Origin of the sequence: Nocardioides albus, from assembly GCF_014648255.1 — a bacterium.
Classification (GTDB): domain Bacteria; phylum Actinomycetota; class Actinomycetes; order Propionibacteriales; family Nocardioidaceae; genus Nocardioides; species Nocardioides albus.
Genome location: NZ_BMQT01000008.1, coordinates 145,958 through 167,288, shown reverse-complemented (window position 1 = coordinate 167,288; position 21,331 = coordinate 145,958). Strand labels below are relative to the sequence as shown.

22 protein-coding genes are annotated in these 21,331 nt (G+C 68.9%); 12 read left to right on the top strand and 10 right to left on the bottom strand.

The genetic code is table 11. The annotated features are described in order from the left end of the window. Positions 1-60 precede the first annotated feature (60 nt). Genes IEY84_RS17860 through IEY84_RS17850 form a run of 3 tightly spaced genes read left to right on the top strand, consistent with a single transcriptional unit; the run spans position 61 to position 2,248 of the window. The gene (locus tag IEY84_RS17860) at positions 61-684 is read left to right on the top strand and encodes an AzlC family ABC transporter permease (protein ID WP_229788798.1); all 624 of its coding nucleotides are present in this window, start codon (positions 61-63) and stop codon (positions 682-684) included. After that, complete coding sequence (locus tag IEY84_RS17855) at positions 681-1,001, top strand: AzlD domain-containing protein (RefSeq protein ID WP_183548975.1); 321 nt, start codon at positions 681-683, stop codon at positions 999-1,001. The genes IEY84_RS17860 and IEY84_RS17855 overlap by 4 nt, the downstream gene beginning before the upstream one ends. 44 nt (positions 1,002-1,045) lie before the next feature. Beyond that, the gene (locus IEY84_RS17850) at positions 1,046-2,248 is read left to right on the top strand and encodes a M20 metallopeptidase family protein (protein WP_183548977.1); all 1,203 of its coding nucleotides are present in this window, start codon (positions 1,046-1,048) and stop codon (positions 2,246-2,248) included. Positions 2,249-2,266: 18 nt separating this feature from the next. On the opposite strand, the gene IEY84_RS17845 is transcribed toward IEY84_RS17850, so the two are convergent. The 7 genes from IEY84_RS17845 to IEY84_RS17815 form a co-directional block, all read right to left on the bottom strand. Beyond that, on the bottom strand, positions 2,267-2,881 hold the full coding sequence (locus IEY84_RS17845) for a TetR/AcrR family transcriptional regulator (protein ID WP_221209119.1): 615 nt from the start codon (positions 2,879-2,881) through the stop codon (positions 2,267-2,269). Continuing rightward, positions 2,878-3,642: a tyrosine-protein phosphatase gene (locus IEY84_RS17840; protein WP_183548979.1), complete on the bottom strand. Its 765-nt coding sequence runs from the start codon at positions 3,640-3,642 to the stop codon at positions 2,878-2,880. Before IEY84_RS17840 ends, IEY84_RS17845 begins: the two co-directional genes overlap by 4 nt. Then, positions 3,639-4,475 carry a phosphonate ABC transporter, permease protein PhnE gene (gene phnE, locus IEY84_RS17835; protein ID WP_183548981.1) on the bottom strand — a complete coding sequence of 279 codons (837 nt, stop codon included), beginning with the start codon at positions 4,473-4,475 and terminating at the stop codon, positions 3,639-3,641. Before phnE ends, IEY84_RS17840 begins: the two co-directional genes overlap by 4 nt. Continuing rightward, positions 4,475-5,251 (bottom strand): phosphonate ABC transporter ATP-binding protein, encoded by a 777-nt coding sequence (gene phnC, locus IEY84_RS17830; RefSeq protein ID WP_183548983.1) that lies wholly within the window; start codon positions 5,249-5,251, stop codon positions 4,475-4,477. Before phnC ends, phnE begins: the two co-directional genes overlap by 1 nt. Beyond that, positions 5,248-6,159 carry a phosphate/phosphite/phosphonate ABC transporter substrate-binding protein gene (gene phnD / locus IEY84_RS17825; protein ID WP_183548993.1) on the bottom strand — a complete coding sequence of 304 codons (912 nt, stop codon included), beginning with the start codon at positions 6,157-6,159 and terminating at the stop codon, positions 5,248-5,250. Before phnD ends, phnC begins: the two co-directional genes overlap by 4 nt. Positions 6,160-6,365: 206 nt before the next feature. Beyond that, complete coding sequence (locus IEY84_RS17820) at positions 6,366-7,685, bottom strand: MFS transporter (RefSeq protein ID WP_183548995.1); 1,320 nt, start codon at positions 7,683-7,685, stop codon at positions 6,366-6,368. 111 nt (positions 7,686-7,796) lie between these two features. After that, the gene (locus tag IEY84_RS17815) at positions 7,797-8,402 is read right to left on the bottom strand and encodes a TetR/AcrR family transcriptional regulator (protein ID WP_183548997.1); all 606 of its coding nucleotides are present in this window, start codon (positions 8,400-8,402) and stop codon (positions 7,797-7,799) included. Between the two features lie 109 nt (positions 8,403-8,511). Here IEY84_RS17815 and IEY84_RS17810 point away from each other — a divergent pair, with 109 nt between their 5' ends. The 4 genes from IEY84_RS17810 to IEY84_RS17795 are packed head-to-tail and all read left to right on the top strand — an operon-like array spanning position 8,512 to position 14,630. Then, positions 8,512-10,071: a class I adenylate-forming enzyme family protein gene (locus tag IEY84_RS17810; protein WP_183548999.1), complete on the top strand. Its 1,560-nt coding sequence runs from the start codon at positions 8,512-8,514 to the stop codon at positions 10,069-10,071. Further along, entirely contained in the window at positions 10,071-11,255 is a 1,185-nt protein-coding gene (locus IEY84_RS17805; RefSeq protein WP_183549001.1) for an acyl-CoA dehydrogenase family protein, read from the top strand. Before IEY84_RS17810 ends, IEY84_RS17805 begins: the two co-directional genes overlap by 1 nt. Then, positions 11,255-13,075: an alkyl/aryl-sulfatase gene (locus tag IEY84_RS17800; protein WP_229788796.1), complete on the top strand. Its 1,821-nt coding sequence runs from the start codon at positions 11,255-11,257 to the stop codon at positions 13,073-13,075. Before IEY84_RS17805 ends, IEY84_RS17800 begins: the two co-directional genes overlap by 1 nt. A gap of 40 nt (positions 13,076-13,115) precedes the next feature. Further along, positions 13,116-14,630 (top strand): acyl-CoA carboxylase subunit beta, encoded by a 1,515-nt coding sequence (locus IEY84_RS17795; RefSeq protein ID WP_229788794.1) that lies wholly within the window; start codon positions 13,116-13,118, stop codon positions 14,628-14,630. 12 nt (positions 14,631-14,642) lie between these two features. Here the strand turns inward: IEY84_RS17795 and IEY84_RS17790 are convergent, their stop codons facing one another. The 3 genes from IEY84_RS17790 to IEY84_RS17780 all read right to left on the bottom strand — a co-directional run bounded on the left by IEY84_RS17790 (position 14,643) and on the right by IEY84_RS17780 (position 17,624). Further along, entirely contained in the window at positions 14,643-15,146 is a 504-nt protein-coding gene (locus IEY84_RS17790) for a DUF5994 family protein (protein WP_183549006.1), read from the bottom strand. 96 nt (positions 15,147-15,242) lie between these two features. After that, positions 15,243-16,121, bottom strand: coding sequence for an LLM class F420-dependent oxidoreductase (locus IEY84_RS17785; RefSeq protein ID WP_183549008.1), 879 nt, complete (start codon positions 16,119-16,121; stop codon positions 15,243-15,245). Positions 16,122-16,202: 81 nt separating this feature from the next. After that, positions 16,203-17,624 carry a serine protease gene (locus IEY84_RS17780; RefSeq protein ID WP_183549010.1) on the bottom strand — a complete coding sequence of 474 codons (1,422 nt, stop codon included), beginning with the start codon at positions 17,622-17,624 and terminating at the stop codon, positions 16,203-16,205. A gap of 131 nt (positions 17,625-17,755) precedes the next feature. On the opposite strand from IEY84_RS17780, the gene IEY84_RS17775 reads away from it, so the two are divergent. From IEY84_RS17775 to IEY84_RS17755, 5 genes are all read left to right on the top strand, one after another. Further along, positions 17,756-18,178 carry a PPOX class F420-dependent oxidoreductase gene (locus IEY84_RS17775; RefSeq protein ID WP_183549012.1) on the top strand — a complete coding sequence of 141 codons (423 nt, stop codon included), beginning with the start codon at positions 17,756-17,758 and terminating at the stop codon, positions 18,176-18,178. A gap of 114 nt (positions 18,179-18,292) precedes the next feature. Beyond that, positions 18,293-18,658, top strand: a complete 366-nt coding sequence (locus IEY84_RS17770; protein WP_183549014.1) for an MmcQ/YjbR family DNA-binding protein — start codon at positions 18,293-18,295, stop codon at positions 18,656-18,658. A gap of 84 nt (positions 18,659-18,742) precedes the next feature. Further along, on the top strand, positions 18,743-19,018 hold the full coding sequence (locus IEY84_RS17765; RefSeq protein ID WP_183549016.1) for a Fe-S cluster assembly protein HesB: 276 nt from the start codon (positions 18,743-18,745) through the stop codon (positions 19,016-19,018). A 99-nt stretch (positions 19,019-19,117) separates the two neighbouring features. Beyond that, on the top strand, positions 19,118-19,870 hold the full coding sequence (locus IEY84_RS17760) for a VOC family protein (RefSeq protein ID WP_183549018.1): 753 nt from the start codon (positions 19,118-19,120) through the stop codon (positions 19,868-19,870). 111 nt (positions 19,871-19,981) lie between these two features. Further along, positions 19,982-21,262, top strand: a complete 1,281-nt coding sequence (locus tag IEY84_RS17755) for a DUF3604 domain-containing protein (RefSeq protein ID WP_229788793.1) — start codon at positions 19,982-19,984, stop codon at positions 21,260-21,262. Positions 21,263-21,331 lie beyond the last annotated feature (69 nt).

Sequence of the window (21,331 nt, the reverse complement as noted above, 5' to 3'; positions counted from 1 at the left end):
GTGACAAGGGCACCTGATGGCGATTCCCGCGCTTCATTTCTGTCAGGGTTGCGGTTGGGGGTGCCGTTCGCGCTGGTGGGCTTCGTGTTGAGCCTCTCCTTCGCAGTGCTCGCCCGCCAGGCCGGATTCAGTGTCGCGCAGGCGATCGTCACGTCGGTGATCGTGTTCGCCGGCTCTGCCCAGTTCGCGATGCTGTCGGTGGTCGCGGGCGGTGGAGGCGTGCCCGCTGCGCTCGCTGCGTCCGGTCTGATGAACTCGCGCTTTCTGGCGATGGGGATCGCGCTGGCGCCGTCGCTTCCAGGGGGTCCCATGAAACGGGCCGCCCAGGGGCAGGCGGTCGTCGATGCCTCTTGGGCGATTGCCAACCGCGGTGACGGCACATTCGACAGATGGTTGCTGTTCGGCACGACCGCGCCGCAGTACCTGACCTGGACGCTCGGCTCCGCGGTCGGCGCCGTGTTCGGTGAAGCCCTGGGCGACCCGGACCGGCTCGGGCTCGACGCGATCTACCCGACCTTCTTTCTTGCGTTGCTCATCGCCGAGATGCGCGATCGCACCACCCGCTGGGTCGGAGTGGGCGGAGGGCTGCTCGCGCTCGCGCTCGTGCCGGTCGCACCACCCGGCGTACCCGTCCTCGCCGCGAGCGCGGTCGCTCTGGTCGGACTCGCCAGGAGGCCCGCATGACTCTGTCCTCGGGCCAGATCTGGGTCCTCATCATCGCGTGCGCCGTGCTCACAGCCGTCATCAAGGGGGTCGGGCCAGTGCTGCTCGGGGGTCGAGTGCTGCCGGGCTGGTTCGACAGAGTGGTCGTGCTGATGGCGCCTGCACTGCTCAGTGCGCTGGTCGTCACCGCGGTCCTGGCCGACGGATGTACATGGTCGGTCGGCGCACACACCGTCGGGGTGGCAGTGGCCGGCGTGATGCTCTGGCGACGCCTGCCGCTGGTGCTGTGCGTCGCGGTCGCCGTCGTTCTGACTGCCTTGCTGCGGATGTGGTGGTGACAACGCAACGCTCGACCGGGACCATCGTTTGATAGTTTCTGGACATGATGTCCAGAAACTCACTCACGTCGCGAATCATCGCAGCTGCCGAGAATCTCGCTCCCGACCTGGTCGAGCTCCGACGGAGCATCCACGCAGAGCCTGAGGTCGGGCTTCACCTGCCCGCGACGCAGCGCAGGATCCTGAAGGCGCTGTCCGGCCTGGACCTGGAGATCACCCAGGGGCGGGAGCTGTCGTCGGTGACAGCGGTGCTGCGCGGAGGGCTGCCGGGACCGACCGTGCTGCTCCGTGCCGACATGGACGCGCTGCCGATCACCGAGACCGCCGAGGTCCCCTATCGTTCCACCAACGGCGCGATGCACGCCTGCGGCCACGATCTGCACGTCGCTGGATTGGTCGGCGCCGCCCACCTGCTCGCCGAACACCGCTCTGACCTGGCAGGGGCCGTCATCCTGATGTTCCAGCCGGGCGAGGAGGGCCACGGCGGCGCAAGGCTGATGATCGACGAGGGCGTGCTCGAAGCAGCAGGCACCCGGCCGGTGGCGGCGTACGCCATCCATGTCGGCAATGCACCTCGCGGGATCTTCCTCACCCGACCCGGAACGGTGACAGCGAGCTCGACGCATCTGACGATCGACCTCCGTGGACGCGGCGGGCACGGGTCGCGCCCTCACGAGACGCTCGACCCCGTCCCGGTCGCGGCCGAGATGGTGCTGGCCCTGCAGACCTACTCCGCACGTCGCTTCGACTCCTTCGACCCTGTCGTGATCTCGGTGACCAACCTGACGGCGGGGAGCGGTGCCGACAACATCATCCCCGAGTCGGTCCAGCTCACCGGCACCGTACGCACCGTAGACCCGAACACGCTGTCCAGCATCGAGCAGGGTCTCCCTCAGCTTGTCCAGGGCATCGCGGCCGCCCATGGGCTGGAGGCGACGGTCGCGCTCGACACCGGCTACCCCAGCGTCGTCAACGACGGCGGGAACACCCGCCGGGCGATGGAGACGCTTCGCAACGGCTTCGGGCCGCGGGTGGTCGAGGTGCCGCGGCCGACCATGGGAGCCGAGGACTTCTCCTTCATCAGCCAGCAGATCCCGACCACGATGGTCCTGCTGGGCGCCGCACCGACGGAGGACGCCGCACCCAACCACTCCCCTGGCGCCGCCTTTGATGACAGCGTCCTCGGAGACCAGGCGGCCGCGCTCGCACTGCTCGCCATCGACGCCCTGGGCTCCGAGCAACCCTGACGGCCCCGCGTAGACACTTCAGCGCACTGTCATCCCCCGCCAGGCCGTCTCGAACGCCTCCCGGCACCGGGCTAACGCCTCGGGGTCGTCGAACGCGCAGCCACGTACGACGATCTGGTAGTAGAACACCCCGTTGATCAGGTCGATCGCGGCCTCGATGTCGGTGTCCGGCCGCAGCACGCCGCGTTCGATGCCCGCATGCAGGACCTCGACCATCGCCGTACGCCGCCTGCCGACGTGGGACCGCCACGACGAGAGCTGGATGTCGCGGTCCGCGAGCCCCAGCGCGAGGCGGCGGCGCAGGCGGCGCTCCGGGTACGCAGCGCCGCGCGTCTCCGGTTGGCGGGTGAACAGCGCGTCGATGACGTTCTGCTTGAGGTCGCCGTCGGTCGGGATCGAGGCGTACGACCGGCCGTGGTCGAGAGCGGCGGCGATCAGGTCGGTCACGCTCGGCCACCGGCGGTAGAGCGCCGCCCGGCTGACCCCGCTCGCGGCCACGACGGCGTTGACGGTGACCGGCTGGTCGTTGTCGATCAGGGCGAGAGCAGCCTGCATGATCCGCTCGTCGTGCCCTGACTCACGGGGTCGGCCGACGCTGCGCTGGGCCCGCTCTTCCTGGCCGGCCACGCTCACCCGAGGGCCCGTTCGCGCAGCATCGCGATGAGCGCATCGTTGAGCCCCGCCCGGCGCAGCGGCTCCAGCGGGTCGCGGTAGGAGGTGTTGAGGTGGTGCAGCAGGCCCTTCATGGGCTCGGGCGAGAACTCCTTGCGCATCGACGCCCGAGCGGCCTCGTCGAGCTCGATGCCGAGCGCCTTCATCATCGGCCTCATCACCGGTGCCAGCCGCGCCATGATCGCCGACGAGTTCGCCGATGTACGAGCGTAGTCCTCGACGATCGCGTCGTCCTCCGCCCCGAGCGCGAGCAGGAGCGAGGCCGCCATGACACCCGTGCGGTCCTGGCCGGCGGCACAGTGGAAGGCCGTCGCGCCGGGAGCGGTGGCGATGACGGCGAGCGAGGCGACGATCCGCGCCGAGGCGGCCTCGTACATCCGGATGTACATCGCCGCGAAGGTCGACTGGTCCAGCACGTCGGAGCCGGGCACCTGCGCCGAGGAGCCGACCTCGTCCATGAACGGCAGATGGTGGTACGCCACTCGCAGCTGCCCCAGCGGGCCTCGGCCGGTGTTCGCGAACTCGCCGGCCGACCGCAGGTCGATGATGGCCGCCAGGCCGCCGTCGACCAGGCCGGTGGCTGTTGCCTGGTCGGCGAGGGCGAGGTCGTCGGCGCGGATGGCGAACCCTTCGCGAAGGATTCCGCCTTCGATCGGGATCCCACCCAGGTCGCGCAGGTTCACAGGAGCGGACAGCTCGAAGCCGTTGTCGGTGAGGGTCATGTGATCTTCCTTCGGATGATGGCGCTGGCCTGGTCGATGACCGTGACGAGCACGATGATGCAGATGACCATGGCGCTGAGGTGGCCGTAGTCGTACATGTTCATGGCGGTGGTGAGCTCCAGACCGATGCCGCCGGCACCCACCAGGCCGAGGATGGTGGCGCCGCGTACGTTCCCCTCGAACAGGAGCAGTGTGTAGCTGGTCAGCATCGGTGCGGCGCTGGGCAGGATGCCGTACTGGATGATCTGGCGTCGAGAGGCACCGACGGCCTCCATCGCGGTGATGGGGCCGCGGTCGACCGATTCCATGGCTTCGGCGAACACCTTGCCGATCGAGCCGATCGATCCGACCGTCATGGCCAGGATGCCGGCGAACGGGCCCAGGCCCACTGCGGAGACGAACATCAGTGCGATCACCAGGTCGGGCAGGGAGCGGATGATGTTCATCCCCCAGCGGAACGGGTAGTAGACCCATCTCGGGGCGATGTTCGAGGCCGCACCGAAGGCGAACAGCAGCGAGAGCACGGCGCCCAGGACGGTGCCGACGATCGCCATCTGCAGGGTCTCGATGAGCAGATCGACGATGGTGCCGAGCTTGTCCCAGGTCGGCGGGAAGAGCCGAAGCAGGAACTCCCCCATGTTCGAAGCGCCCTCCCCCAGCTCGAGGAAGTTGAACTGGGCGCCCATCGAGGACCACACGAACAGCACGACGGCGATCGCCAGTCCAGCACCGAAGCGGGCGCGTGGGACGGAGAAGGCCCGTTCCAGGCGCTGGCGGGAGGCTTCGTCGAGCTTCGGCCGGTCGACTGGTTTGGGCGCGAGGAGCTGCGTCATCACATCTCCTCGTCGCCGTGCACGTCGTAGACCGGCGCCAGCGCATCGGCATCCAGGTCGGAGGTGTTGCCCTGCACCACGATCGATCCGTGCCGAAGGCCGACGATCCGGTCCGAGTGCGCCAGGGCGAGCGGGAGCACGTGGAGGCTCACCAGCACCGGGATGCCCTCGTCCTTTGCGATGCTCTGCAACAGGCTCAGCACCGTGTGGCTCATCCTCGGGTCGAGCGAGGCAACCGGCTCGTCGGCCAGGATGACTCGCGGGCTCTGCATGAGCGCGCGGGCGATTGCGACCCGTTGCTGCTGCCCGCCGGAGAGCGTACGCGCCTGCTCGTCGGCCTTGTGTACGATGCCGACCCGGTCGAGCAGCTCGAGTGCGCGCCGGCGGTCGGCGGCGGAGAAGGTGCCGAGCACGTTGACCGGCCCGGCGTTGTAAAGGGTCCCTGTGAGCACGTTGGTGAGCACGGAGAGCCGGCCGATCAGGTTGTACTGCTGGAAGATCTGACCGATCTGGGAACGCACCTCACGCAGCTGCTTCGGGCGGAGCCGGGTGAGGTCATATCCGGCCATCTGAGCCTCGCCCGAGGTGATGGGAGCGAAGCCGGTCAGCGCCTTCATCAGGGTCGACTTCCCGGACCCAGAGGCTCCGAGCAGTGCCACGGTCTCCCCGGCGAGGAGGTCGAGGTCGACTCCGTCGAGGACGTACGGCTCGGTGGGTGAGTAGCGGACCCGCAGGTCGCGCAGGCTTACGCGGCGGGTCTCGACCAGCGTGCTCATTCGAGCTCCGAGATGTCGACGTCGGCGATCTTGGCGATGTCGACGAACGGCTGGAACTCTTCCTCGCCGGGCTCGATGATCGGCTCGACCCCGGCGGGGATGCCTTCGGCGTACACGCCGAGCTGGTCGGCGTTCTCGGCGGCGAAGACCTTCGGGATCGCCTCGAGCAGAGCCTTACGCTTCTCGTCGCTCATGTCCTTGCTGCCGAGCACGGTGATGGAGATCGGCATCGAGATGCTCTCTCCGAGCGAACGCGTCTCGCCCTTCTCGAACGGGAACAGCGGGTCGCCCTGACCCGCCATGGCCGGAAAGATCGTGGAGGTGCAGGCGACGTCGGCCTGGCCGTTCTTCAGGGCGATGAAGCTGCGGTCATGGCCGCCTGACATCAGCTTCTGATAGTCCTTGTCGGCTTCGAGACCGGCCTCGTGGAGCATGTGGGTCGGCATGAAGTAGCCCGAGGACGAGGCGGGGTCGGCGAAGGCGATGACCGTGTCGGTGTCGATGTCGTTCAGGGACTTCAAGGGCGAGTCCTCGAGCACCAGGCAGGTGGAGACCGGCTCCTCCTCCCCCGGCCACGCGATCAGAGAGTCGACCTCACCGGTGCTGACCGCGAGTGCCGAGGGGAAGCCGCTCATGATGCCGATGTCCTGGTGACCGTTGCGGATGGCCTCGATCACCGCGGAGTAGCTGGGTACGTCGGTGACCTCGACCTTCTCGCCGGTCTCGGCCTCGAGCAGATCGGTGATGGCGGTGACGGGGGTTGTGGCCTTGGGGTCGTCGCCGAGCGGGAGGGTGGCGAAGCGGATGACCTCGTCGCCGGTCGAGGCCGACGACGAGGTCCCGGCCGAGCAGCCGCTGAGCACGAGGACGGCTCCTGCGGCCAGGGCGAGGGGGATGTGGGCACGCATGGGGGTTTCCTTCCGGGGTGATGTGCCCCCATCCCATGCGCGCCAGATGACCAGGAATTACGAGACCGGCATTCCGAGAATGGTCGGTCGGGTGAATGCCGCGTTACGGGACCAACAGTCCCGTAACGCCCGGTGAACCCGAGCCGTCGGTCGGCTGGACCTCACCAGTCGATCCTGATCGTCCGACCGCGCCCGACGGGTTCGGGTCATGACGCAGGCTGCGTGACGGCCTCGGCGCTCGTGTCGACCCGCGGACGACGACCGGTCGTGCTGGGGACGAGTGCCGCGGTGACGGCGAACAGGATCGTCGCGACCCAGACGATCGTCATCCAGCGCTCCCACCCGCCGGTCGCCTCGACCACTCGCGGGGCGAACAGGACGGTGGCCAGGATGAAGGTGCGGTTGAGGAGATGGTTGAGACCGAAGGCCCGGCCCTGGATGTCGGGGTGGACCTCTTCGACGTGCTCCGAGAAGCTCGCCATCCACGGTCCGAAGGTTGCCGCGAGCGCCACGCCGATGCCGACGAACAGGACGATCACCACGCTCGACGAGGCCTCGCTCCCCTGGCCCATGAGCGCAAGGAACGCGCCGACGAAGACCGCCGCGGCGACACCGCCACCGACCATGAACGTCTTGCGTCGCTGGGTGCGGTCCGAGAACCGGGCGAAGACCAGGCTCAGTGCGAGGTTGCTCAGCCAGAAGACCATCGTCATCGCCGAGGCCACCCGCACCGAGACGTCGAACTGCTGGACGAGCATGGTCTGGGCGTAGGCGTTCATGGTGGCCAGCAGGACGTAGAGGAACGACATCGCGAGGACGTGAGTCCAGAAGGCGCGGTGGGTGACGAGGAGGCGCAGCCCCTTCCGGCCCTGTGGGACCTCGACGGAGTGGGCCTCGTGCTCGGTGAGGCGGACGGCACGGCGGACCTCGGGAGCGAGATCTCGCAGCGTGAGCGCGACGACGACGGCGCCGACGAGGGCGGCGCCGGCCATGATGAACAGCTGCGAGCGCCACTGGTTGTCGAAGACGCCGAGGGTCGCCGAGGCGACGGCGGCAGCGAGAAAGTTGGCGCCCACCGAGCCCCAGCTCCAGAACGCGAAGGCCTGGGCGCGGCCCATCCGCGGGGTGAAATCGCGGATCAGGGGCTGCGTACCGGCGACGGCGACACCCTCGACGAACGCGAGCACGATCCGGGCGAGCGCGAAGTGGGCCACGGAGTCCGCGGTGGCCATAAACAGACAGGCGGCGGCGGAGAGGAACATGAACGGGACCAGGATCCTCACCCGGCCGACGCGGTCGGCGAGCTCGCCGCCAAGATAACCGGCGAGGGCACCGAAGATCAGGGATGCGGCCGTGATGAGGCCGTACGTCTTGAGCGACATCCCGAGGTCGTCGAGCAGCAACGGCAGCACAGGGGCCAGCTGCCCCTCGAAGGCCGAGATGAACAAGGCGAGCACGACAACGGCGAGCAGCACACGGCGGCGCGCTCCGACTGGGTACTCGGTGAGCAGGGTGCGGTAGGACACGGGGTTCGCCCTTCAAGATGTTAGACAGAGCGTCTAGTAACGGTCGTCATGTCCGACTGTAAGGTCAGTGACCCGCGCCACACAAGACACCCTGTCCAAATCTGCCTCAGATCAGCGACCCTCCGGGTCGAACCCGGTCGCCCACAAGCGTCCGCGCCGCGAGAGCTCGACGAGGGTCTTCACGACCTGATCGGTCGCCGGCCGAGGCTCCGGAGCGTCGAGCCACCACAGCAGCACCGCCACCTGCTCGCCGACCCACGCGCGCGCCAGCACCTGAAGATCGACCCGCGGGCGCACCGCGTTCGCGTTGACGCGCGCGGAGAAGATCTCATGGGCGGCAGTGCTCCAGGCATCCTCGAAGGCCCGTAGGCCACGACCGTCGCCTTCTCCCCGCAGGATCATCCGGTACGCATCGGGCCGCTCGGACGCATGCCGGAAGACCTCGGCCACCGGCTGCCCGGTGAACCCGGCGTCTTCCGGAGCGAGCACCTCGGCCAACCGATCCTTGAGCTCGCGCAGCACCGAGGCGACCACGTCGTCATAGAGCGCCTCCTTGTCCTTGAAGTGGGTATAGAAGGTCGCCCTGCCCACGTCGGCCGCAGCAACGATGTCCTCCACCGTCACCGCCGCATAGCCACGCTCGAGCACCAGGGAGACGAGCGCGTCACGGAGCGCCCCTCGCGTTCGCCGGCTGCGCCGGTCCTCAACCACCGTCATGGGCACTGTTCTAGCACTTTCCCGAACGGCTGGACTGTTTCTGGACACTCTGTCTATTATCTCGGTGACCGCGCTCACAGCAGCGACCCCGACCACCAGGAGGGCACCCGTGAATCTCGGTAGCTATCTCACTCGCACCGCGAGCTTCACCCCTGACGCCACCGCCCTGGTCTCCGGCACCGACCGATGGACCTACCGTCAGCTCGAGGACGACACCAACCTGCTCGCCAGCGCGCTCATCGCCCGCGGCTGCGCACCGGGCACTCCCGTCGCCACCCTGGCCACGAACCGAGGTGAGCTGGTCGTCGCGGAGATGGCGATCTGCAAGGCGGGGGCGCTCCGGGTCCCGATCAGCGCGCGGCTCGCAGCCGCCGAGGTCGAGCACGTGCTGCTCGACGCCGCGGTGAAGGTGGTCTTCACCGGCGGGCCCCACCTCGATCTGGTCCGCAAGATCGTCGATGCTCACAACCTGGACTGCCTGGTCGTCGACCTCGACAACGGCACGAGCCCCGGCACGACGGCCTACGACGTCCTGCTCACCGAGGGCACGACCGAACCGGTCGCCGTCGACGTCGACGAGGACGCACCGGCGGTCCTCAACTTCACCTCCGGCTCGACCGGCACGCTGAAGGCGGCGGTGCAGACCGTCGGCAACCGGCTGGCCAACATGCGCAAGCTCGCCATGAACCCCTACGGCTCGCTCTCCGCCGAGGCCGTCTACCTCGCCCCCGGGCCGATCACCCACGCCAGCGGCATGGTGATCCTCGGCTGCTTCTTCCGGGGCGCGGCTGTGGTTGTGCTCCCGGCGTTCGAGGTCGAGGCGTACCTCGACACGCTCGAGCGCGAGCGGGTCACCCACACCTTCGTCGTGCCGGTCATGCTCAACCTGGTGCTGGCCTCCCCCACGCTGCGTGACCGCGACCTGTCCGCGCTGCAGAGCATCACCGTCGGCGGTGCCCCGGTCAGTCCCGCGCGGCTGCGTGAGGCCGTCGAGGCGTTCGGTCCGGTCGTCAACCAGGGTTATGGGCAGGGTGAGACGACGAGCGCGATCACCTTCCTCAGCTCCGCTGACGTCGTCCGTGGCATCGAGGACGACCCGGAGCTGCTGCTCTCCTGCGGTCGTCCGGTCTACGACACCGAGGTGATCGTCGTCGACGACGACCACAACCCGCTGCCCGCCGGCGAGATCGGCGAGATCGTGGCGCGTGGCCCGGACTGCGTACGTGAGTACTTCCACGATCCCGAGGCGACTGCCGAGACCTTCCGTGACGGCTGGGTGCACACCGGTGACCTGGGCCGGATCCGCGAGGACGGGTTCGTCTTCATCGTGGACCGGAAGAAGGACATGATCATCTCGGGCGGCTACAACGTCTACTGCTCCGAGGTCGAGGCCGCGCTCTACGAGCACACGGCCGTCAGCGAGGCCTGCGTCGTGGGCGTACCCAGCGAGAAGTGGGGCGAGACGGTGAAGGCGTACGTCTCCCTCGCCCCCGGCACCACCGCGACCGAGGAAGAGCTGCGCGACTTCTGCCGTACGCGTCTCTCGGGGGTGAAGGTGCCCCGGATCATCGAGTTCGCCGACGCACTCCCCCTCAACCGCAACGGCAAGGTCGACCGGCGGGCACTGCGCGAGCGCGACTGGGCCGGCACCGAGCGGAAGGTCGGCTGATGACCTTCTCCCTCACCCCGACCTATCCCGACAACCCGCGTCTCGACCAGCTGGTCACCCGGCTGCGCGACTACCTCGACGGCGAGCTCGCTGACTACGAACGCGGCCTCGGTCTGGGCCCGGAGACGCCCTTGGACCGGTCGATGCTCGAGCCGGTGTGGCAGCGCAGCCGTGAGCTCGGCTTCTACGGCATCCACCTGCCCACCTCGCTCGGCGGGCAGGGCCTGAGCTTCACCGAGCTCGCTGCCCTCAAGGAGGAGATCGGCGCGTCCGGCCGCCAGCTCGCCACCAGCGTGCTCGGCGACATGGGCGGCCCGCTGCGGGTCGGCGCCATCTTCGAGCACGCGACCGAGCACCAGGTCGAGAAGTATCTGATGCCGGTCGTCCGCGCCGAGCGCGCCTGCTGCTTCTCGATGACCGAGGACGACGCGGGCTCCGACGTACGCCGGATGCGGACCACCGCCACTCCCACGCCGGGCGGCTTCCTGATCAGCGGGCGCAAGGTGTTCAGCACCGGCGGCACCTTCGCCGACTTCGCGATCCTGGTGGCCCGGATGGCCGGAGAGGAGGAGTCGTACGCCGCGTTCTTCGTCGACCTCGACTCGCCCGGCTGCCAGGTGCTGTCCGGCGACCTGCCACTGTCGGGGCAGAACATCGAGAGCGACGTCGTGCTCGAAGACTGCTTCGTGCCGCAGGAGAACCTGCTCGGCGACGTCGGACAGGGGCTGCGGATCGCCCTCGGTCGGGTCACCGCGAACCGGCTGCTGCACTGCCCGACCGCGCTCGGCGCGGCCCGGCGCGCGCTCGCGCTGGCACTCGACTTCGCCGCTCACCGCACCGTCTTCGACGGGCTGCTGCTGGAGAAGCAGGCGATCCAGCATCGGCTCGCCGACATGGCGACCGACTACTACGCCGCCCGGTCGATGACCTACGACGCCCTGGCAGACCTGGATGCGGGCAAGCGACCGCGCATCGAGTCGTTCATGTGCAAGCTGTTCGTGGCCGAACGGTCCTTCCAGATCGCCGACGCGGCGCTGCAGATGCACGGCAAGGCCGGGATGGTCCGGGGCGCGGAGATCGAGGTGATCTGGCGACGGCTGCGGATGTTCCGGGTGCTGACCGGCTCCTCGGAGATCCAGCGGAACGGCGTCATCCGCGATCTCGTGAAGTCGCTGGGGGCATGATGAGCGATTGCCATCAAGAGGAGATCGACGCCCAGCGTGGGTTCGTCGCCGCGCTGAAGCCCGGCGTCGTGACCAGGGCCGACGGCGCGGTCGCTTTCGACGCGGACGCCGACGCCTTCCTCGACTCCCCCACTCCGGAGACGGCTCACCCAGGGCTGTGGCAGCACAGCCGGCTCACCTCGCTCCAAGGGCTCTTCGAGGTGACCGACGGCATCTATCAGGTCCGCGGCCTCGACCTCGCCAACCTCACGATCGTCGAGGGCGATGTCGGAATCATCGTCATCGACACCCTCACCACCGCCGAGACTGCGGCTGCCGCCCTCGGGCTCTATCGGGAGCACCGTGGTGGTCGTCCCGTCACCGGTGTGGTGCTGACCCATCCGCACGCCGACCATTTCGGCGGGATCGCGGCCGTGCTCGCGGCGGCTGCCGGCGACGTACCGATCCTGGCGCCGGAGGGTTTCCTGGAGCACGCGGTCTCCGAGAACGTCTACGTCGGCCCGGCGATGGGCCGCCGGTCGGGATTCATGTACGGCAGCCTGCTGCCGGTCGCGCCGGACGGACATGTCGGTTGCGGTCTCGGTCCGCGGCTCGCGTCCGGGACCATCGGGCTGGCCGAGCCGACAGACTCGATCACCCGGACCGGGGAGACGCGCGTCATCGACGGCGTGGAGATGGAGTTCCAGCTGACGCCGGGCAGCGAGGCGCCGGCGGAGATGAACATCCTCTTCCCCGGCCGCAGGGCGCTCTGTCTGGCCGAGAACGCCGTCCACACGCTGCACAACATCGTGACCCTGCGGGGAGCCGAGGTGCGCGATGCCCGGCTGTGGGCGCGCTATCTCACCGACGCGATCGACCTGTTCGGGTCACGTGCCGATGTCGCGTTCGCCACCCATCACTGGCCGACCTGGGGTGCCGAGCGGATCGAGACCTTCCTTGGCGGTCAGCGTGACGTCTACGCCTACCTGCACGACCAGACCGTACGTCTCATCAACCGCGGCCTGACACCCAAGGAGATCGCCGAGGAGCTGGTCCTGCCGCCGGCTCTGGACGCTCAGCCCTCGACTCGCGGCTACTACGGCTCACTGAGCCACAACGTGAAGGGCATCTATCAGCGCTACCTTGGCTGGTACGACGCCAACCCGGCACACCTGTGGGAGCTGCCGCCGACCGAAGAGGGCGAGCACTGGGTGCGCCTGCTCGGTGGCGCCGCCGCCGCAGTCGACCGTGCCGCGGTGCTCGTCGACAGCGGGGACACCGGCGACCTTCGCTTCGCCGCCACGCTGCTCAACCACGTGGTCTTCGCCGCCCCCGACGCGAGCGGGGCGCGAGAGCTGCTGGCCGAGGTGTACACCCGGCTCGGGCACGGCGCGGAGAACGCCACCTGGCGCAACATCTACCTCACCGGCTCCCGAGAGCTCCTCGACGGCCCGAAGGTGCCACCGCGTGGTGGCGGCGGTGGTCTGCTCGCCGCACTCTCGGTCTCGCAGCTGCTGGACTCGCTGGCGATCCGGGTCGACGGCCCGCGCGCGTGGGACCTCGATCTGCGGATCGACTGGCACCTGCTCGACCACGACGGCACGCCCGAGGGCGGCTGGTGGCATGCCCGGCTGCACAACGGCGTGCTCGTCCACCGGCGCGACGCCGCCGCGGACCCGGCCGCGGGTCTCACTGTGACGCTCACCCGGCCTCAGCTCGCCGGTCTGCTCGGCGCGCGGAGCCTCGATGGGATCGAGCACGCCGGAGACCTCGGGATGCTGCAGCGCCTCCTGGGGGTGCTCGAGGCGCCCGATCACGCCTTTCCGATCGTCACCGGATAACCGCCGTACGGCCACCGGCACCCGTGGCACCATGTGCCCCGTGACCGACGACACGCCCGCCACGGGACTGACCGAGCTGTACGCCCGCCGCTTCCTCACCACGGACGTGGCGCGACCTGAGAAGGTCGCTCGGTGGCACGCCAAGGGGCGGCGTACGGCACGGGAGAACATCGCCGATCTGGTCGATCAGGGCTCGTTCGTCGAGTACGGACGGTTCATCACCGCCGCCCAGGAGCGGCGCCGTGACCTGGCCGATCTCGTCGTCGAGACACCTGCCGACGGAATCGTCGGCGGCACCGCCACCGTGGCCGGGAAGCCGTGCGCGGTGCTGTCCTACGACTATCTGGTGATGGCCGGCACGCAGGGGATGCGGGGGCACCGCAAGTCGGACCGGCTGATCGAGGTGATCGGGCGGATGCGGCTGCCGGCGGTCTTCTTCACCGAGGGCGGCGGCGGTCGGCCGGGCGACACCGACATCCCGCTGGTCTCCGCGCTCGACGTCGGCTCGTTCGCGCTGTGGGGCGAGCTCGAAGGCGTCGTGCCGCGCATCGCGGTGGTGTCCGGGCGCTGCTTCGCCGGCAACGCGGTGCTTGCCGGCTCCGCCGATCTCCGCGTCGCCACCCCCGATGCCAACCTCGGGATGGCCGGCCCGGCGATGATCGCCGGTGGCGGGCTCGGCAGCTTCGCGCCGGAGGAGATCGGTCCCGTCAAGGACCAGACTGCCAACGGCGTCATCGATCTGATCGTCGATGACGAGGCAGCGGCCGTCGAGGCCGTACGCACCATCCTGTCCTACCTCGAGCCGCCCGAGGTTGGCGGCGACGCCGCTGACCAGGCCGATCTGCGGACGCTCCTCCCCGACAACGACCGCGAAGCCTTCGACGTACGTCCTGTCGTCGAGGTGCTCGCCGACATCGACTCGGTCACCTGGCTTCGGGAGGCGTACGCACCGGAGCTGGTCACCGCACTGGCCCGGATCGACGGGATCCCGGTCGGCGTGCTCGCCAACCAGTCCACGCACCTGGCCGGGGCGATCACCAGCGACGCATCGGTCAAGGCCGCCGACTTCCTTGCGCTCTGCGAGCGCTGGGACCTCCCGGTGGTCTCGCTCGTCGACACCCCAGGGTTCATGGTCGGTCCCGAGGCCGAACGCGGCGGCCTGGTCCGGCACGCCTCCCGGATGGTCGTCGCCGGGGCCCAGCTGTCGACGCCGCTGGTCGGGGTGATCCTGCGCCGGGGCTACGGTCTCGGCGCGCAGGCGATGCTCGGCGGCAGCACCCACCGTCCGCTGCTCACCGTCGCCTGGCCCGACGCACATCTCGGCCCGATGGGCCTGGAAGGCGCCGTACGTCTCTCGATGGCCGCCGAGCTGGCCGAGATGCCCGAGGCCGAGCGCGAGGAGCGGGTCACCGCGCTCACCGAGGAGTACCGCAAGGCGGCCAGTGCTCTCAACGCCGCCCGGATGCTCGAGATCGACGACGTCATCGACCCCGCAGAGACCCGCGCAGTCATCGCTGCGACGCTGCGCCGGTCCGCGCCCGCGGGGCGTCGTTGACCCGTCCTCAGGTCAGGAGGCTCCCCCGTCGTCGTCCCAGACCTCCTGGCCGATCTTGCTCTGGTCGGGACCGTCGAGGCCAAGCAGCTGCGCCGGGCCGTTGGTGTTGCGGTCGTCGGCCGCCACCTCCATGATCCGCTCGGCGAGCTCGGGATCGGTGTCGTGAGGCACGACCAGCAGGCGTAGCCGCTCCCCGGTAGCCATCGACAGCACTACGAGGTGGGTGTCGTCGGACGGGAACGAGCCGACCTTCACCATCCCGCGCGCAGCGCGGATCTTGCGGATGCTGGGCGCTCCCGGGTCCAGGTCCCAGTCAGGCCGGGAGAACAGCAGGCGCGAGATCCGGCCCACGCGGTGCGGAAAGCGGTCGATGAGGTCGGCGGCCTCGGCCTGAAGGTCGCGTGATTGCGGCCACCAGGCACCGTCGAGCGGCCCAGAGCTGAAGCCGTTGTCCAGGCGGATCCGAAGATCGACGCGAACACGGGGGGCGAGTTCGACTGTCGGTGACGTCGTCATGACGTCCACCTTTCGTGCTGCCCTGAAGACTCGACGAGTCAGGCTGGCAACGTGGTTGGAACAAGTGTACGTCGCCGGCCCAGGAGGTTGCGCCTGTCAGATCTCCTTCAGCCGCGGCACCAGGTCGACGAGCGTGGTGGCCCACGGCACCGGGTCGACGTAGGGAGTGGGCATCAGCCCGACGAGCGTGACGCCCAGGGCGGCGTACTCCTCCATCGACTTCAAGAAGGCGTCCGGGTCCTCGACCGAGGGGCCTTGGAAGAGGATCGTCTTCTCGATCGCGTCGTAGTCGGTGCCGAGGTCGTCACAGTGGCCGCGGAGCACCTCGAGCTTGTGCCGGACGGACTCGACCGCCTCGGGGCCGGGGCCGCCGAAGAGGTTGGTGCCCTGTCCGTACTTGGCGACCAGGCGCAGCGTCTTCTTCTCGCCTCCCCCGCCGATCAGGACCGGGACCGTGCCGTTGACCGGCTGCGGCAGCGAGATCGTCTCGGCGAGCTGGTAGTGCTTGCCCTCGTAGGCGCCGTCGTTCTCCGACCACATCTGGCGGCAGATCTCCAGGGTCTCCTCCAGGCGCTCGAACCGCTCGGCGGTCGACGGGTACGGCACGCCGAGCCCCTGGTGCTCACGCTCGTACCACGCCGCGCCGATACCCAGCAGCGCACGGCCACCGGAGAGCCGGTCGAGCGTGGTCACGGTCTTGGCGAGCAGCCCCGGGTGGCGGTAGGTCACTCCGGTGACGAGAAGGCTGAGGCGTACGTTGTCGGTGATCCCGGCCAGGTAGCCGAGCGTGGTGTAGCCCTCGAGCATCGGCTCGAAGGGGCCGCCGGCCTGCTCCATCTGGAACCAGTGGTCCATGACGGTGAACAGGTCGACGCCCCCTTCGTCCGCGATCCGGGCCGTCTCGGTCAACTTGTCGGCGAGCGTGGTCTCCCACTCGGGGTGGGTGAAGGTGAAGTAGTGGAGTCCAAGATCCATACTTCAGACGCTAGGGCTTCGAGCGCGCTCGAAGACAAGGGCCATTTCACTTCGGCCACGTCTCATCGGCCACTTGTTCACCTACGGCCGCATGCTGCGCTCCTGACGCAGGTCACGCTTGTCGAGCTTCGCGTCGTACGACGCCAGCGGCTTCGCCTTCGCCGCGTCCGCCTCGACCGCGGGAGTCGCGACACCCGCCCACTCCAGGATCCGGGCGGTGGCGAGCTCACGCTCGTCGGCGACCAGACCGGCCACGTTGGCGCCGTGGTTCATGCCCGGGGCGGTGAGGACGTAGGAGTCAGTGGTCTTCTTGCCGGGGCGGAAGCGCTCGGCGCCCCACGGGTCGGCCTCGCCGTAGACGAAGAGCATCTGGTCGGCGTGCTTGCGCACCCAGGAGTCGATGTCACGCATCGCGGACGGGTCGAACCGCATGTCGATCTCGCGCGGGACGAAGTTGCGCGGCGGCTGGTAGCCGTAGCGGATCAGGTCGTCCTCGATGTGCGGGAAGCCGATCGTCGGCGCGCCCAGCTCGGTGCCCGCCTGGAAGTAGTAGGGCGTGTAGGGGCTCAGGCCCTGGTCGGTGTAGAAGCTGAAGCCCGAGTAGTTGTCGATCGAGTCCCAGATCGCCTGGTCGGTGGCGGTCGCGGCGTCGGCGGGGATGGTCGAGCACTGGGCAGTGCCGGCGTACTGCCAGAACGCCCAGACGTAGTCGAGCACCACCATCTCGTACGCAGAGTCCAGGCTGCCCACGGTGTCGAAGGTGTAGCCCTCGGCCGCCGCGAGATCGGCGTACTTCGCCTTCAGCGCCTCGCGGCGGACGAGGGCCTCGCGCTGGACACCGTTGAGCCGGTCGCGGCAGTCCTCGGTGCCGACGCTGGCGAAGAAGTCGTCGTAGGCGGAGTCCTCGCGGTTGACCACGTCGTTCGGTGCGACGTAGGCGACGACACCGTCCATGTCTCGGGGGTAGAAGCGCTCGAAGTAGGTCGCGGTCATGCCGCCCTTGGAGCCACCGGTGGAGAGCCACTTGGCTCCGTAGATCGGCTTGAGAGCCTCGAAGATCGCGTGCTGGTCGCTGGCGCCCTGCCAGATGTCGAGGTCGTCCCAGTCGGCCGGGGCGGGGCGGGACGGGGTGAAGAACCGGTATTCCATCGAGACCTGGTTGCCGTCGACGATCCGGGTCGGCTCGCTGCGGCCGGGGTTGGTGGAGACGCCGTAGCCACTGGTGTGGAACACGGTGGGACGAGAAGTGTCCTTGTGCAGCACCGTGAACCGCTGCTGGAACGTGTCGCCGTCCGGGTCGCGGTGGTCCACCGCCTGGGTGAAGTTGAGGACGAAGTAGCGGTAGCCCGCGACCGGCTTCTCCTGGACGAGGCTGACGCCCTCGATGGCCAGAAGGCGGTCGAGGATGTCGTCCTCGGCTGCCGTCGCGGGGTTGGCGGGGGCGGCGACGAGCAGGGACATCAGCCCCACCGCCACCAGAAGTCTGCCGAACAGTGCACGCATGGGGTCTCCTTCGAAGGCGCTCCTCGGCAACCTAGCCGACGTACGCTCCATGCACCTGCGAATTAGGAACCGGGAACGAAGTCGCGTCCCGACGCCTTCTAGAGACAACGACCACCGAGGAGGCGCTTCACATGACGTTCGATCCGCACGAGCTGCTCGCCACGACCCGTCACGGGATCCTGGCCACGATCAAGGCCGACGGGCTGCCGCAGCTCTCGCCGGTGTGGCAGTACTACGACCGCGAGCGCAGCGAGATCCTGATTTCGACCCGCGAGGGGCTGGTGAAGACGAAGAACCTCCGACGCGCCCCGCGGGCGGCGATCGAGGTCGACGGGCCCGGCGGCCGGTCCTGGGCGACGGCCGAGGGCACCGTCACGCTCACCGGACCCGGCGCCTCGCTCGACAGCCCCGAGGTCGACGCGCTCGTCGACTACTACCGCCGCGGCGCCGGTGAGCACCCCGACTGGGACGAATACCGTGAGGTGATGGTGAAGGACCGTCGCGTGCTCATCACGATTGCGGTCACCAAGGTCTACGGCGCGGACATAGGCTGATCCGGTCGCAGGAAGAACGACTGTCCTCGCGATCAATTCTAGGCCTGCCAAGCAGTAATTGAACCGCCCGAAATCGCGGCCCTGGCAGTCTCCAGCGGTGGCAACATGGTCGCCATGGACGTGACGTCGCTGCAGGCCTACTGCCTCACCAAGCCGGGTGCCTGGCCGGACAATCCGTGGGATCACGAGCACCCGGTGATCAAGGTCGGGCCGGGCGAGCGCGGCAAGATTTTCGCGTTCCTCGGGGACACGAAAGTGGGGCTGAAATGCGGGCCGTCCCGGGAGATCGCCGACGAGTGGCTGCTGCGCTATCCCGACGACGTGACTGTCACCGGCTACATCGGCCGCTCGGGATGGAACGACCTCGCATGGGGCGGCGCGATTCCCGACGAGGAGCTCCTGGAGGCGGTCGACGAGTCGTACGCCACGGTCGTCTCGAAGCTCCCGAAGAAGCTCCGCCCGGAGGGCTGGGACGCGTGACCCCGGCATGCCGGGCTTGAACGACGCCGATCTGTGAGGAATGGTGGAGCGGGTACTCCGTACCCAACCATGGAAGATCTCGACATGCTTCAGCTGACCGAGAACGCCACCACCATCGTCCGCTCGATCTCCGAGCAGTCCCAGGGCGCCGGCCTCCGGCTCGCCGCCAACGCAGAACCGGACGGTGCCTTGAGCGCCGCACTTGTCCCCGCTCCCGAGGGTCAGGACCAGGTCATCGAGCAGGAGGGCGCGCGGGTCTTCCTCGACCAGGGCGCTGCCGCCGAGCTCGATGACAAGGTCCTCGACGCCGGGATGGATGACTCCGGCAACGTACAGTTCGGGATCTCTCAGCAGGGTTGATCCCGACCCGGTCACGCCGGGGCGCGCCGCATCCGCGGCGTGCCCCGGCGTGCGTCGTTCTGCCGCGACCCACGTTTTGTCGCGCGTAGGGTCGAACTCATGAGCACCGCTGGCACACCTGCCTGGTTCCATCTCTTCCTCGATGTCCCGCGCTCCCACTGGGAGGAGGCGTACGGCTTCTGGTCGGCCGCGACCGGCTGGGCCCTCTCGCCGCCTCGCGGCGAGGACGGACAGTTCCTCACCCTGGTGCCCCAGACCGGTGACCCCTGGCTGAAGATGCAGGCGCACGACAGCGGGCCACGGGTCCACATCGACCTCGACGCACACGACCGCGAGTCTGCCGTCGAGCGATCGACCTCCCTCGGCGCGCAGCCAGCGTGGACCTACGACGGTGTGCCGGTCATGCGCTCCCCCGGCGGTCTGCTCTTCTGCCACACGCTCGGGACGAGCACGGGCACAGCGCCGAGCTTCGCGCGCGCGGAGCCCTCGCGGGTGCTCGACCAGGTGTGCATCGACATCCCCCGTTCCCGTTGGGACCAAGAGGTGGGGTTCTGGACGGCGATCACCGGACGGACTCCTGAGCAGACCAAGTCCCCCGAGTTCGTACGCCTCGCCGACCCCGACCCGCACGGCGGGCTGCGGATCCTCCTGCAACAGCTCGAGGACGAGGACGGCGAGGTCCGGGCCCATCCGGATCTCGCCGTCGCCGACCGTGCCTCGGAGACGTGCCGGCACGAGGCGCTCGGAGCCGAGACGGTCGGCGTCCTCGAGTGGTGGACGGTGATGCGAGCGCCGTACGGGCAGGTCTACTGCCTCACCGATCGTGATCCGCTGACCGGGCGCGTCGCCTAGCGCGGACTTCACCGGCGTTTGGGCTGAAAGCTTCTCGTAGGCCGCCGAGATCTGCGTCAAATAGGGGCCATGTGCCTCGGACATGAACCGGACCACGGAACCCGCCGGGCGATGACTCGGCCTCTGACCAGACGTACCGCCCTGGGAGCCGCGGGAGCCGGGCTCCTGCTGGCCTCGATGTCGTCGTCGTTCACGGGAGCGGCAGCGTCGGCGACCGCGCGTCCCGGGATCGGGGCGAGCCGGACCTCGCGGCTGGCCTCGGGGACCACGCTGGTCCATGCAGACCTGCACAACCACACCTTGATGTCGGACGGCGACGGTGACCCGGACCTCGCCTTCGACTCGATGCGCAGCGCCGGCCTGGACGTAGCGGCCCTTACCGACCATGCGACCGTCTCCGACAGCATCCTCGGCGATGCCCTGGCGGGGCTGCTGCCGCCGGCGTACAAACAGCTCGGTGGCATCACCCGCTCGGACTGGGCCCGGACCCGCGAGCTGGCCGATGCTGCCAACGCCGACGGCACCTTCACCGCGATCCGCGGGTTCGAGTGGTCGGAGCCGCTGTTGGGCCATGTCAACGTGTGGGGCACCGAGCACTTCACCGACATCATCCGCATCGGCGCGATGCGACCGTTCTTCGACTGGCTGGCGCGCTCGCCTTCTACGCCGCTGATCGATGGCGGCTCCGACGGTCTCGCGGGGTTCAACCATCCCGGGCGCGAGCCGTTCCGGTTCCAGGAGTTCCGCTACGACGCGCGGGCGCGGGAGCGGATGGTGTCGCTGGAGATGTTCAACCGCGGCGACGACTATCTGTTTGAAGGGTTTGCCGACGGCAGGAGCTCTCCACTGTGCCAGTGTCTCAACGCCGGCTGGCGCACCGGGATCAGCGGCGTCACCGACGAGCACGGCACCGACTGGGGTCATCCGGAGGGCAAGGGGCGGACCGGGTTGTGGGTGCAGTCGCACGATAGGGGTGGCGTATTCGAGGCGATGCGCGCGCGACGGTTCTTCGCCACCCGCACCTCAGGCCTCCGCGTCGACGCGGTGGCGACGGTGGGCGGCACGGAACACCGGATGGGCTCGGTGATCGCCGGGCGCGGTGGCGACATGCGGTTCGCCCTCGACCTCGCTCGCGACGCGGACTGGGTCGGCCGCGAGCTCCATCTGCAGGTGCTGCGCCCGGGTCCGTCGGTGCCCGTCGTCGCCGACGTCGTGGCGTTCCGCGTCGGTGACCCGGTCTCGGTCACGGTGCCGGTCTCTGTTGACGACGGTGACTGGGTGCTGCTGCGGGTCAGCGACCCGACTCAGCCCAACGCGACACCGGGGCCCGAGGGCCACCCATGCAACGATCTGGGTATCGCCTACACCAGCCCCTGGTGGCTGCAGCCGTGAGCAGGGTTCCTGAGCGGGATTCCTGAGAAGGCGCCTCGGAGTCTGAAGATGCGCTGAGGGTGGGCGTCC